Origin of the sequence: Nocardia farcinica, from assembly GCF_001182745.1 — a bacterium.
GTDB lineage: Bacteria > Actinomycetota > Actinomycetes > Mycobacteriales > Mycobacteriaceae > Nocardia > Nocardia farcinica.
The window spans coordinates 2,193,841-2,206,662 of record NZ_LN868938.1 but is presented as its reverse complement, the minus strand read 5'-3'; the positions used below and the strand labels follow the sequence as shown (position 1 = coordinate 2,206,662).

Below are 12,822 nucleotides of genomic sequence, written 5' to 3'. Positions count from 1 at the left end.
GCGCGTGGCCGGTGGGCCGACCCCGGCGCGCCCGGCGGAAAACAGAGTTGTCGAGTCTACTGGGAGTTCGCCGGGCGCGCCGTCGGCACCGCCCGGGGCGTGGTCAGGACACGTGCGAGGAGTCGGCGACGGCACTGTCGCGGTGCCCGGGCGGTTTGGCCCGGTACATCGCCACGTCGGCGTCGTGCAGCACCGCTTCCGGGGTGCGGTTGTCGCCGGGCTCGAGCTCGGTGACGCCGATCGAGGCGCGCACCTGGATGCGGTGCCCGCGCGCGACGATCGGCTCGGCCATCGTCGCGCGCAGCCGCGCCACCAGGGCGTCGAGGTCGAGCGGGCCGGGCCCGTTCGCCAGCAGCACCAGGAATTCGTCGCCGCCCAGCCTGCCCACCAGGTCCTCCGAGCGCAGCGCGCGTTGCAGGCGCTGCGCCACGATCTGCAACACCGTGTCGCCGATGGCGTGGCCGAGCGTGTCGTTGATCGATTTGAAGCCGTCCAGGTCGATGAACAGCACGGTGGCGACCGGCAGGTCGTCGCTGGCGGCCAGCGCGCCGGCCAGCTGGGAGAGGATCAGCGAGCGGTTCGCCAGGCCGGTCAGCGAGTCGTGCGTGGCCTGGTACTCCAATTGCCTTCGGCTGGCGCGGAATTCGGTGATGTCGGAGAACGAGGACACCGCAGGGGAGTACGGATCGCCCGGATTGAGCAACCTGCTGCTGCCCGAGAGCCAGCGCCGCTGCCCGTCGCGGCGGTCGATCCCGAAGACGTAGCCGGTGAACGCCTCGCCGGTCGCCAGCGTGCGTGCCATCGGATGCCTGGTCACCGGGAGCGGTTTGCCGTTGGCGTCCAACAGGGTGAGCGGCAGGTCGTCGATCGAGTAGCCGACCAGGTCGCCGTAGCGTTCGTCGGCGCCGAAGATGCGCAGCGCCGCCGGATTGGCCGACTCGATCACCCCGCCGCGCGCGATCACCACCACGCCTTCCTCCAGCTGTTCGACCACCGCGGTGAAATGCTGTTCGGCGCGGCGCTGGGCGTCCTCGGCGGCGCGCTGGGCGGTGAGGTCGTGGATCACCACCTGGTAGGCGTAGTGGTCGTGCCAGGGGGTGAGCACCGAGACGGTCTCGACCGGGACGGTGCCGCCGTCGACTCGCACCAGCTCCATCTCGGTGGGCTGGGAGGCCGCGCCCGCGGTGGTGAGCTTGCCGATGCGTTCGAGCATGCCCGGCACGGATTCCGGGTGGACGAAGTCGGTCAGCGGACGGCCGACCAGATCGTCGGCGGTGCGGGCCCCGAGCAACCGCGCGGTGGCATGGTTGACGTAGACGATGACCCCGTGCTCGTGCACGCAGATCCCGTCCGGTGTGTGCTCCACCAGCGCGCGGTAGCGCTGGGCGAGCTGCTCGGCGTCGACCGCGTCGTTCGTCTGCTCCTCACCCACCTCGTCGACCCCCGATCGTAGACCCCCGTATGGTCATGGCGGCACGGGTTCATTCTGGTATCGACGTGCACGAGATCACACGGTCTTCGCTGTTGTCCAGATCACATCTCGTGTCGGTTGTCGTGCCGGGGACGATCATGACACCGGCGCTCGGCGAGCGCGCGGACGGGTACGGGCGGGGCCCGGCGAAGGAGGGGACGATGCGGGCGGATCGATCGCGCGGACTGTCGATCGTGGGCATGGGCGCGGTCACCCCGTACGGCTGGGGGACCGAAGCGCTGTGGCGGGGGTTGCTGACCGGGCAGCCGGCCGCCGCCCCGCACCCGGGCTACGGGCCCGGCCGCGACGAGCAGGCGTGGGTCGCGCTGGTGCCCGAGGGCGGCGATCCCGGCACCGGTGACGACCGGTACGCCCGGGCGGTGCTGGCCGCGGTCCGCGAGGCCGTCGCCGACGCCCGCGCTCGGGACTGGCGACCGGGCCGCACCGTCGGCCTGATCCACGCGATCGTGCTCGGCGACGTGCGCGGCTGGCGCGATTTCCACACCCTCGACGAAGCCGACCGCACCTCCCGGGGCTATCTCGGCCTCTTGCCGTCCACCCCGATCGCGCTCGCCATGCGGGAGTTCGGTTTCCACGGCCCCACCATGAACGTCTCCGCGGCGTGCAGTTCGGCCAATGCTGCGGTACTCACCGCGCGGCTGTGGCTGGACGCGGGCCTCGCCGACGACGTCGTGGTGGTGACCTCCGACCTGTCCGGCACCCCCGACATGGTCGAGCGGTTCGTGCGTCTCGGCGCCGCGGTGACCGACGCCGACCCGCTGACCGCCTGCCGCCCCTTCCAGGAAGGCAGCCGCGGATTCGTCTTCGGCGAGGCGTCGGTGGCCTTCGTGATCGGGCGCGACAACGGCAGGCCCTACGCCCGGGTGCTCGGCGCGGCGATGACCAACGACGCCCATCACGTGGTGTCCATCGACCCCGAGCACACCCACATCGTCGACTGCGCGCGCCGGGCGCTGGCACAGGCGGGCGTGCGGCCCGAGGACATCGCCTACGTCAACGCGCACGGCACCGGCACCAGGCAGTGCGATCTCGCCGAACGCCACCTCGTCGCCGACGTGTTCGCCGATCGCCCGCACCTGTACGCGCTCAAACCGCTCACCGGGCACAGTCAGGGCGCGTCGGGCGCGGTGGAACTGGCCGTCGCCGCACTGGCCTACGAGCGCGGGGTGGTGCCCGCCGCCCCCGTCGTCGCGCCCGCCCACCCGCGCCTGCTGGACGGGCCAACCCCGCTGGTGGACGGACTCACGCTGAAATCCTCGCTCGGGATGGGCGGCCACAACTCGATGCTGGTGCTCGGCCCGCCGCACTGAGTCATCCGGGCTCGCACAGCGCAGTGTTCGGTTCGAGGACTTTCGGCCCTGTTCGCGCGCCCGCCGCCGGGGTGAGATGAGCCCGACCGGGCGGTTACAGAGCAGGGGTGTCCCATGAGCACGACGCGAGCGGTGTCCTTCTCCGAGCACTGGTCCAGCGCCGCCGACCCCGATCTGGCGGTGACCACCCGCGGCGACGTCGCCCCGGCCGACGTGACCCGCGCGGTCCGCGCGATCGGCCGGGTGCTGCGCCGCCACCACCTCGATCTGCCTGCCCGGGTCCGGATCACCGCGCCCGCCGATCGCGACCGGCCCAACGTCGTGCAGGCCAATGTGCGGCTCCCGCACACACAGGCCCGCGTGCAGGTCACCGGTCCGCGCGGGTTCGCGGTGACCTTCGCGGTGGAGCGGCTGGACCGGCAGTTGACCCGGCTGGCCGCCCGGCGCGGCCGCGAATGGCCCGATCCGGCCCGACCGCCGCTGGCCGAGGCCGGTCCGGCCCGGCCGATCGTGCGGCGCAAGCGGTGCGCCCTGCTGATCGGCACGCCCGCCGAGGCCGTCGAGATGATGGACGCGATGGACTACGACGCGCATCTGTTCACCGATTCCGACACCGGCGAGGACGCGCTGGTCTCCTGGGCCGAACCGCATGCGGTGCGCCTGACCCGGCAGTGCGCCACCACCGTGCCCGCCCGCACCCCGCGGGCCGGCGAGGCCCTCGCGGTGCACGTGCGCCCGGAACCGGCCCCGGTGCTCACCGAATCCGAGGCGGCCGCCCACCTGTGCCGGCACGGCCTGCCGCACCTGTTCTTCACCGACGTGCGCACCCACCGCGGACGGCTGCTCTACCGCCGCTACGACGGCGACCTGACCATCGTGGTACCCGCCTGAGCCGATCAGCGGTCCCGCAGCCGGGTGGCGAGCACCGCGGCCTGGGTACGCCGTTCCATCCCGAGCTTGGCCAGCAGCCGCGAGACGTAGTTCTTCACCGTCTTCTCGGCCAGGAACATGCGCGCGGCGATCTGCCGGTTCGTCAGGCCCTCGCCGAGCAGCGCCAGCAGCTTGCGTTCCTGCTCGGTGAGATCGGCCAGCGGTCCCTCGGCGCCGCGCAGCCGCGCCTCGAGCGTCTCGGCGGCGCGGTTGTCCAGCAGCGAACGCCCGGCGCCGACGGCCTTGATCGCCTCCGCCAGCTCCATGCCCTTGATGTCCTTGACCACGTAGCCGGACGCGCCGGCCAGGATGGCGTCGAGCATGGCGTGCTCGTCGGTGTAGGAGGTGAGGATCAGGCAGTGCAGGCCGTCCAGCTCGGCGAGCAGGTCGCGGCACAGTTCGATGCCGTTGCCGTCGGGCAGCCGCACGTCGAGCACCGCGACGTCCGGGCGGGTGGCCCTGATCCCGGCCATGGCGTTCGCCACATCGCCCGCCTCGCCGATCACCCGCAGGTCGGGGTCGCTGTCGAGCAGGTCGATCAAGCCGCGCCGGACGATCTCGTGGTCGTCGACGAGAAACACCGAGAGCACACGACCCCCTCCTGACCGGTTCACCGTGGGCGGGTGAATGGCCCACCGGCTCACCGTATCTCGCGTCCGCGGCGGGCGCACCGGGACGGGGCGGGCGGACCGGCGGCGGCGGGCCGGGAATGCCGGGAGCGCGCGCGTTGCTGCACGGAAGCGGACCGGCACGCCCGTGGCCCGTGCGCGGTGCGCCGGGTGGTCGCGCGCGCCCGCGGACCCGAGCGGCGAAAACTTGTCGGTGGTCGCGCCTAGCATGGCGAGCGGGGGTATGTCTGGACGGCCGTACACGATCGAGAAGGGACTCACCTGGTGGCGGAACGCCTCACTGTGCGCGGAGCTCGGGAGCACAACCTGAAGGGGGTCGACCTCGATCTGCCCCGCGACAGCATGATCGTGTTCACCGGTCTGTCCGGATCGGGAAAATCGAGCCTCGCCTTCGACACCATCTTCGCCGAGGGGCAGCGCCGCTACGTGGAATCGCTGTCGGCCTACGCCCGGCAGTTCCTGGGCCAGATGGACAAGCCCGACGTCGACTTCATCGAGGGCCTCTCACCCGCGGTGTCGATCGACCAGAAGTCCACCAACCGCAACCCGCGCTCCACCGTCGGCACCATCACCGAGGTCTACGACTACCTGCGCCTGCTCTACGCCCGCGCGGGTACGCCGCACTGCCCGGTCTGCGGTCACCTCATCGCCAAGCAGACCCCGCAGCAGATCGTCGACCAGGTGCTGGAGATGCCCGAGGGCACCAAGTTCCAGGTGCTCGCGCCGGTGGTGCGCACCCGCAAGGGCGAGTTCGTCGACCTGTTCGACCAGCTCAACACCCAGGGCTATTCGCGGGTGCGGGTCGACGGCGTGGTGTATCCGCTCACCGATCCGCCCAAGCTGAAGAAGCAGGAGAAGCACGACGTCGAGGTGGTCGTCGACCGCCTCACCGTCAAGCCGAGCTCCAAGCAGCGCCTGACCGACTCCATCGAGACGGCGCTGCGGCTGGCCGACGGCATCGTGGTGCTCGACTTCGTCGACCGTGACGAGAACGCCCACGATCGCGAGCGCCGGTTCTCCGAGCGGCTGGCCTGTCCCAACGGGCACCCGCTCGACATCGAGGATCTCGAACCGCGCTCGTTCTCCTTCAACTCGCCGTACGGCGCCTGCCCGGACTGCGCGGGCCTGGGCATCCGCAAGGAGGTCGATCCCGACCTGGTGGTGCCCGATCCGGAGCTGAGCCTGGCCGAGGGTGCCATCGCGCCGTGGTCGCGCGGGCAGACCGCCGAGTACTTCACCCGGCTGCTCACCGGCCTGGCCGAGGCCATCGGGTTCTCGATGGACACCCCGTGGAAGGACCTGCCCGCCAAGGCGCGCAAGGCCGTGCTCGAGGGCAGCTCCGACCAGGTGCACGTCTCCTACACCAACCGGTACGGCCGCAAGCGCTCCTACTACGCCGACTTCGAGGGCGTGATGCCCTTCCTGCACCGGCGCATGGACAACACCGAGTCCGAGCAGATGAAGGAGCACTACGAGGGCTACATGCGCGACATCCCGTGCCCGGTGTGCAAGGGGGCGCGGCTGCGGCCGGAGATCCTGGCCGTCACCCTGGCCGCCGGGTCGGAGAAGAAGTCGATCGCCGAGGTCAGCGACCTGTCCATCGGTGACTGCTCGGCCTTCCTGAACGGGCTCACCCTGGGCGAGCGCGAGGCCGCGATCGCCGGGCAGGTGCTCAAGGAGGTGCAGGCACGGCTGGGCTTCCTGCTCGACGTCGGCCTGGAATACCTCACGCTCTCGCGGGCCGCGGCGACGCTGTCCGGCGGCGAGGCGCAGCGCATCCGGCTGGCCACCCAGATCGGTTCCGGCCTGGTCGGCGTGCTCTACGTGCTCGACGAGCCGTCCATCGGCCTGCACCAGCGCGACAACCGCCGCCTGATCGAGACGCTGACCCGGTTGAAGAACCTGGGCAACACCCTGATCGTGGTCGAGCACGACGAGGACACCATCCGCGCCTCGGACTGGGTGGTCGACATCGGCCCGCTCGCCGGTGAGCACGGCGGCCGCGTGGTGCACAGCGGCCCGTACCCGGACCTGCTCGCCAACACCGATTCGCTGACCGGCGCGTACCTGGCCGGGCACAAGCGGATCGAGGTGCCGATGGTGCGCCGCCCGATCGACCGCAAGCGCAAGCTCACCGTCGTGGGTGCGACCGAGCACAACCTCAAGGGTATCGACGTCTCGTTCCCGCTCGGCGTGCTCACCTCGGTGACCGGCGTGTCCGGCTCGGGTAAGTCGACGCTGGTCAACGACATCCTGGCCACCGTGCTGGCGAACAAACTCAACGGCGCCCGCCAGGTGCCCGGCAGGCACACCCGGGTCAACGGGCTGGACCAGCTCGACAAGCTGGTGCGGGTCGACCAGTCGCCGATCGGGCGGACCCCGCGCTCCAACCCGGCCACCTACACCGGCGTCTTCGACAAGATCCGCACGCTGTTCGCGGCCACCACCGAGGCGAAGGTGCGCGGCTACCAGCCGGGCCGGTTCTCGTTCAACGTCAAGGGCGGCCGGTGCGAGGCCTGCTCGGGCGACGGCACGCTGAAGATCGAGATGAACTTCCTGCCCGACGTCTACGTCCCGTGCGAGGTGTGCCACGGCGCGCGCTACAACCGGGAAACCCTGGAGGTGCACTACAAGGGCAAGACCATCGCCGAGGTGTTGGACATGCCCATCGAGGAGGCGGCCGAGTTCTTCGAGCCGGTCACCTCGATCCACCGCTACCTCAAGACCCTCGTCGACGTCGGGCTCGGCTACGTGCGGCTCGGCCAGCCCGCCCCGACCCTGTCCGGCGGCGAGGCCCAGCGCGTGAAGCTGGCCGCCGAACTGCAGAAGCGGTCGGCCGGGCGCACCATCTACATCCTCGACGAGCCGACCACCGGCCTGCACTTCGAGGACATCCGCAAGCTGCTCGCGGTGATCAACGGGCTGGTGGACAAGGGCAACACCGTCATCGTCATCGAGCACAACCTGGACGTCATCAAGACCTCCGACTGGGTGATCGACATGGGCCCGGAGGGCGGTTCCGGCGGCGGCACGGTGGTTGCCGAGGGCACGCCAGAGGATGTCGCGGCGGTGCCGGACAGCTACACCGGCCAGTTCCTCAAAGAGGTGCTGGCACAGGCGGAAACCGCACCGGCGCCCAAGAGTGCGGCCGCGAAGCAGGCAGCCGCGAAGAAGGCGGCGGCGAAGAAGGCGGCCGGGGAGTCGGGCACGGTGAAGAAGCGGACCGTGCCTGCTCCGCCGGAGACGGCGGCGGCCAAGCGGCTGGCCAGGAAGGCGGCGGCGTTGCGCTGACGCGCCGCCCGCGAGCCCGTTCCGGCGGCCCGGTACACGACGGTGTGCCGGGCCGCCGGTGTTCGCCGTCCGGTGGGCGGATGCCGGACGCGGCGGATCGGATCGACCCCGCCGACAAACCGGGCGAAAGTGAAATGCTGATGTGTAAGATCGGCTCACCGTGTCCGGGATCGTTCCGGACAGTCGCGGTAAACGGACCCGGCGCCGTGCGCGGGGGTGTCTCGACCGAGCTCCACCCCGGTGACGGTGGCCGGGGGACAAGAAAGGAAATCAGCTATGGAGGGCGTGGACATCGCCGCCATCCTCGAGATGGTTCTCGGGTTCCTGGGCAGCGGCTCGTCGATCAACTACATCCCGGGCTCGCCCGCCTGAGCGGGTTCCCCCACGAAAGGAACGACCACCCATGGACACCGGAAGCGCCGGCCTCGGCAGCCTGCTCACCGCCCTGGCGAACATGCTCGCCTCGGGCTCCTCGATCTCGGTCACGCCCCCGCCCATCCCGACGGTGTGACCCGCCGGGCGGGGCTGCTCACGAGGCCGCCCCGCCCGCTTCGGTTCAGTAGACGGGTCCGGTGTACTTCTCGCCCGGTCCCTTGCCCGGCTCGTCGGGATGCGCCGAAGCCTCCCGGAAGGCCCGCTGCAGCGATTGCAGCCCGTCGCGGATCGGCCCCGCGTGCGGCCCCAGATATTCCACCGACGCGGTCACCAGCCCGGCCAGCGCCGTGATCACCCGGCGCGCCTCGTCCAGATCCTTGCGCGGGCTGTTGTCCGGGTCCTCGTCGGCGAGCCCCAGCTTCTCTGCCGCCGAACTCATCAGCATCACGGCCGCGCGGCTGATCACCTCGACCGCGGGAATGTCGGCCAGTTCGCGCACGGAATCATCGAGCTCGTCAGTCATGGACGACAGGCTAGCCGCGCCGCCCGCAGCAACCGCAGCTGCCCGATCTCCGCGACGTTCTTCATCAGTTCCGCGTTCACCCACGCCGCGGTGTGCGCCACGGTGAGCCCGGCCTCGGCGGGCCACGGGTAGGCCGAGGGCGCCTCCAGGTCCACCTCGTCGGTGCCCAGCCACTCCGTCCAGGCCGCGTGCAGCTCGCGCAGCCGGGCCACCGCCGCCGCCGCGCTGCCCGCCCAGTGGACCTGGTCGCGGGGCGCCGGTTCGCGCCCGCGCACGTGCGCCAGCGCGCTGCTCCACCACCAGTCGATGTGCCAGGTGAGCCAGGCGATGGTGGGCACCGGGATCGGGTCGGGTTCGGTGTCGGCCCAGTCCGGCCGCCAGTGGTCGTCCGGGCCGCGGTGTACTGTCCAGATCAGCTCGGCGGGCGCGAAGTGCGCGTCGTCGTCGGTGAGCGGATCGAGGTGGACCTCGGCCAGTGCCCAGGTCAGCTCGAACTGGCTGCGCAGCAGCGCGCGCGGGGTGGTCGACACGCGGCCGAGCGTGCCACCCGTCGGCTGCCCCGGCAACGGAATATCCGCCGATTCGGTGTTCGACTGCCGCGATGCTAAACTTTTTGCCGACGACCGCCCCGGCTGCGCTGGGGCCGACAAGTGGAGCCCGACTCCCACCGTTGCCGGCGAGCAATCGCACTGGTGAAACGGTCCGGTCGCCCGCCGATCCGGTGGGTTTCTCGCACGGGAGAGATGTGCGAGAGTCGATGCGAGCCCTGCGTCGCGTCGACGATCGGTCGACTCGGGCCCCGTGCCGGTGAAATACCGGACCGGGGCCTTCGTGTTGAACAAGGGGTTGCATTGCTTGCGGTCGTCGGACGACACCGCTTGACCTAGGAGGCCCCATCAGCACTGAGACCCGCATCAACGATCGCATCCGTGTTCCGGAGGTCCGACTCATCGGACCCGGCGGTGAGCAGGTTGGGATCGTGCGTGTTGAAGATGCACTACGCGTCGCAATGGAAGCCGATCTCGATCTCGTCGAGGTCGCCCCGGATGCCCGTCCGCCGGTCTGCAAGATCATGGACTACGGCAAGTTCAAGTACGAGACCGCGCAGAAGGCGCGCGAGTCGCGCAAGAACCAGCAGCAGACCGTCATCAAGGAGCAGAAGCTCCGCCCGAAGATCGACGACCACGACTACGAGACCAAGAAGGGCCATGTCATGCGCTTCTTGGAGGCCGGGTCCAAGGTCAAGGTGACGATCATGTTCCGGGGTCGCGAGCAGTCCCGTCCCGAGCTCGGGTACCGGCTGCTGCAGCGGCTCGCCGGCGACGTCGCCGATCTGGGTTTCGTCGAGACCTCGGCCAAGCAGGACGGCCGCAACATGACGATGGTCCTCGCCCCGCACAAGGGCGCGAAGACGCGGGTGAAGGCGCAGCAGGCGGCCACGCGGCCGCAGCAGGGCGCCGCGTCGGCCGGTGGCACTCCGGCCGCGGGCCAGGGCGAGCAGGCCGGCCCGCAGTAATACGTTCAGATGCCGTCGGTCGGTGCTCGACCGCCGGGACGACTAGATAGAGGAACCCATGCCGAAGATGAAGAGCCACAGCGGCGCCTCGAAGCGATTCAAGGTGTCCGGTAAAGGCAAGCTGCTGCGTCAGCAGGCGAACCGTCGCCACCTGCTGGAGCACAAGCCCTCCCGCCGGACTCGTCGTCTGGACGGCACGGAGGTCGTCGCGGCCGCCGACGTCCGTCGTGTGAAGAAGCTGCTGGGTCGCTGAGACCCGCGCCGGCTTCGCCGACGTCACCCCGACCACATCCGGGCGCGCCCGCGCCCCCTATTCGATCAAGGACTGACCAGTGGCACGCGTCAAAAGGGCCGTCAACGCTCAGAAGAAGCGCCGTTCCATCCTCGAGGCCTCCAAGGGCTACCGCGGCCAGCGCTCGCGGCTGTACCGCAAGGCCAAGGAACAGCAGCTGCACTCGCTCACCTACGCCTACCGGGACCGCCGGGCGCGCAAGGGTGACTTCCGCAAGCTGTGGATCGCGCGCATCAACGCCGCGGCGCGCCTCAACGACATCACCTACAACCGCTTCATCCAGGGCCTGAAGGCCGCCGGTGTCGAGGTGGACCGCAAGAACCTGGCCGAGCTGGCCGTCTCCGACGCCGAGGCGTTCGCCGGCCTGGTCGCCATCGCCAAGGCCGCCCTGCCGCAGGACGTCAACGCGCCGGCCGCCTGAGCCCCGTTGACGCAGGGATCTCCGTCGAAACGACCCGCGGACGCGCTCTCCGAGCGCAACCCGCGGGTCGTTTCGGCTGTCAAGCTCCATCGCGCCGCGCACCGGCGCAGGACCGGCCTGTTCCTCGCCGAGGGCGCCAACGCGGTGACCGCCGCCCTCGACACCGGCCGGGCGCGTGAGCTGTTCTATTCGGCCGCCGCCGCCGAACGCGAGCACGAACTGGTCGCCACCGCCGCGGCGACCGGGGTGCGCACCACACTGGTGAGCGACCGGGCCGCCGAGCACCTCGGCGAGACCGTCACCGCGCCCGGCCTGGTGGCCGTCTGCGAGCAGATCGACGTGCCGCTGCCCGAGGTGCTCGCCCGCGACCCGCGCCTGCTCGCGGTCCCGGTGGAGATCGCCGAGCCCGGCAACGCGGGCACCCTGATCCGGGTGGCCGACGCGGTCGGCGCCGACGGCGTGGTGCTGGCCGGGCACACCGTCGACCCGCACAACGGCAAATGCGTGCGGGCCAGCGCGGGCAGCCTGTTCCACGTGCCGGTGGTGCGGGGCCGCGAGGTCGTGCCGACCCTGGACGCGCTGCACGCGGCGGGTCTCACGCTGCTCGCCACCGCCGCCGACGGCGAGGTGGTGCTCGACGAGGCCGACGAGATCCTCGCCGGCCCGGTGGCGTGGCTGTTCGGCAACGAGGCACACGGTCTCGACCCCGCCGTCGCCGCCCGCGCCGACCATCGCGTGCGCATCCCCATCCACGGCCGCGCCGAGAGCCTGAACCTGGCCGCCGCGGCGGCCATCTGCCTCTACGCCAGCGCTCGCGTGCATCACCGCGACGCGGCCCGCCGGTAATCCGCGTGAACCGCCCGCGAGCGATCCCATAGGATTCCACCAGCAGCAATACGGGCAGGGAGTCAGCCCGGCCCGCACCGACCCCAAGGGGAGAGACGAACCATCGTGGCCGACGACAGCACCGGAGTCGAGCAGAACGCCGCCGAACCGAACACGGCCGCCGCCGTGGATCTGAGCGAGGAGGCGCTGGCCGCGGCCGCCGCCGATGCCGAGAAGGCCTTCGCCGCGGCCGCCGATCTCGACGCCCTTGCGGTGGCCAAGACCGAGCATCTGGGCGGCAAGGCGCCGCTGGCGCTGGCCCAGCGCGCGCTCGGCGCTCTGCCCAAGGAGGAGAAGAAGGACGCGGGCAAGCGCGTGAACGTCGCCCGCGGCCGGGTCGCCGAGGCGTTCGAGGCGCGCCGCGCGGTGCTGCTGGCCGAGCGCGACGCCGCGGTGCTGGTCGCCGAGGCCATCGACGTGACGCTGCCCGCCCGCCGTCAGCAGGTCGGCGCCCGGCACCCGATCACCGTGATCTCCGAGCGGATCGCCGACGTGTTCGTCGCGATGGGCTGGGAGGTCGCCGAGGGCCCCGAGGTCGAGACCGAGCACTTCAACTTCGACGCGCTGAACTTCCTGCCCGACCATCCGGCGCGCACCATGCAGGACACCTTCCACATCGCGCCGGAGGGCTCGCGGCAGGTGCTGCGCACGCACACCTCGCCGGTGCAGGTGCGCTCGATGCTGGAGCGGGACCTGCCGATCTACGTGGTCTGCCCGGGGCGTACCTTCCGCACCGACGAGCTCGACGCCACCCACACCCCGGTGTTCTCCCAGGTGGAGGGGCTGGCCGTGGACAAGGGCCTGACGATGGCCCATCTGCGCGGCACGCTGGACGCGTTCGCCCGCGCGCTGTTCGGCCCGGAGACCCGGACCCGGATGCGGCCCAACTACTTCCCGTTCACCGAGCCCTCGGCCGAGGTCGACGTGTGGTTCCCGGACAAGAAGGGCGGTGCGGGCTGGGTCGAGTGGGGCGGCTGCGGCATGGTCAATCCGAAGGTGCTGATCGCCAGCGGCATCGACCCCGAGGTCTACAGCGGGTTCGCCTTCGGCATGGGGCTCGAGCGGACGCTGCAGTTCCGCAACGGCATTCCCGACATGCGTGACATCGTCGAGGGCGACGTGCGGTTCACTCTGCCCTTCGGCATCCAGTCCTGACCT

12 protein-coding genes are annotated in these 12,822 nt (G+C 70.9%); 8 read left to right on the top strand and 4 right to left on the bottom strand.

The features are described from left to right. Positions 1-103: 103 nt before the first annotated feature. Complete coding sequence (locus AMO33_RS10765) at positions 104-1,432, bottom strand: diguanylate cyclase domain-containing protein (protein WP_011208438.1); 1,329 nt, start codon at positions 1,430-1,432, stop codon at positions 104-106. A gap of 200 nt (positions 1,433-1,632) precedes the next feature. On the opposite strand from AMO33_RS10765, the gene AMO33_RS10760 reads away from it, so the two are divergent. Together AMO33_RS10760 and AMO33_RS10755 are read left to right on the top strand one after the other, a co-directional pair. Then, the gene (locus AMO33_RS10760; protein WP_060593421.1) at positions 1,633-2,802 is read left to right on the top strand and encodes a beta-ketoacyl synthase N-terminal-like domain-containing protein; all 1,170 of its coding nucleotides are present in this window, start codon (positions 1,633-1,635) and stop codon (positions 2,800-2,802) included. A 114-nt stretch (positions 2,803-2,916) separates the two neighbouring features. Next, the gene (locus AMO33_RS10755) at positions 2,917-3,693 is read left to right on the top strand and encodes a sigma 54 modulation/S30EA ribosomal C-terminal domain-containing protein (protein WP_060592385.1); all 777 of its coding nucleotides are present in this window, start codon (positions 2,917-2,919) and stop codon (positions 3,691-3,693) included. A 5-nt stretch (positions 3,694-3,698) separates the two neighbouring features. Here AMO33_RS10755 and AMO33_RS10750 read toward each other — a convergent pair whose 3' ends face one another. After that, positions 3,699-4,322 carry a response regulator gene (locus AMO33_RS10750; protein ID WP_011208441.1) on the bottom strand — a complete coding sequence of 208 codons (624 nt, stop codon included), beginning with the start codon at positions 4,320-4,322 and terminating at the stop codon, positions 3,699-3,701. Positions 4,323-4,625: 303 nt separating this feature from the next. Here AMO33_RS10750 and uvrA point away from each other — a divergent pair, with 303 nt between their 5' ends. Next, entirely contained in the window at positions 4,626-7,652 is a 3,027-nt protein-coding gene (gene uvrA, locus AMO33_RS10745) for an excinuclease ABC subunit UvrA (protein ID WP_060592383.1), read from the top strand. A 556-nt stretch (positions 7,653-8,208) separates the two neighbouring features. Here the strand turns inward: uvrA and AMO33_RS10740 are convergent. Together AMO33_RS10740 and AMO33_RS10735 are read right to left on the bottom strand one after the other, a co-directional pair. Beyond that, positions 8,209-8,550, bottom strand: a complete 342-nt coding sequence (locus tag AMO33_RS10740) for a DUF1844 domain-containing protein (protein WP_011208443.1) — start codon at positions 8,548-8,550, stop codon at positions 8,209-8,211. Then, positions 8,547-9,080: a DinB family protein gene (locus AMO33_RS10735; RefSeq protein WP_060593420.1), complete on the bottom strand. Its 534-nt coding sequence runs from the start codon at positions 9,078-9,080 to the stop codon at positions 8,547-8,549. Before AMO33_RS10735 ends, AMO33_RS10740 begins: the two co-directional genes overlap by 4 nt. Before the next feature lie 320 nt (positions 9,081-9,400). Between AMO33_RS10735 and infC the strand changes: the two genes are divergently transcribed. From infC to pheS, 5 genes are all read left to right on the top strand, one after another. After that, positions 9,401-10,066 (top strand): translation initiation factor IF-3, encoded by a 666-nt coding sequence (gene infC / locus AMO33_RS10730; RefSeq protein ID WP_076573602.1) that lies wholly within the window; start codon positions 9,401-9,403, stop codon positions 10,064-10,066. A 58-nt stretch (positions 10,067-10,124) separates the two neighbouring features. Continuing rightward, on the top strand, positions 10,125-10,319 hold the full coding sequence (rpmI, locus tag AMO33_RS10725) for a 50S ribosomal protein L35 (protein WP_011208446.1): 195 nt from the start codon (positions 10,125-10,127) through the stop codon (positions 10,317-10,319). A 79-nt stretch (positions 10,320-10,398) separates the two neighbouring features. Then, positions 10,399-10,779 carry a 50S ribosomal protein L20 gene (rplT, locus tag AMO33_RS10720; RefSeq protein ID WP_011208447.1) on the top strand — a complete coding sequence of 127 codons (381 nt, stop codon included), beginning with the start codon at positions 10,399-10,401 and terminating at the stop codon, positions 10,777-10,779. Positions 10,780-10,785: 6 nt separating this feature from the next. Further along, positions 10,786-11,625: a TrmH family RNA methyltransferase gene (locus AMO33_RS10715; RefSeq protein ID WP_060592380.1), complete on the top strand. Its 840-nt coding sequence runs from the start codon at positions 10,786-10,788 to the stop codon at positions 11,623-11,625. A gap of 105 nt (positions 11,626-11,730) precedes the next feature. Then, complete coding sequence (gene pheS / locus AMO33_RS10710; RefSeq protein ID WP_050767992.1) at positions 11,731-12,819, top strand: phenylalanine--tRNA ligase subunit alpha; 1,089 nt, start codon at positions 11,731-11,733, stop codon at positions 12,817-12,819. Positions 12,820-12,822 lie beyond the last annotated feature (3 nt).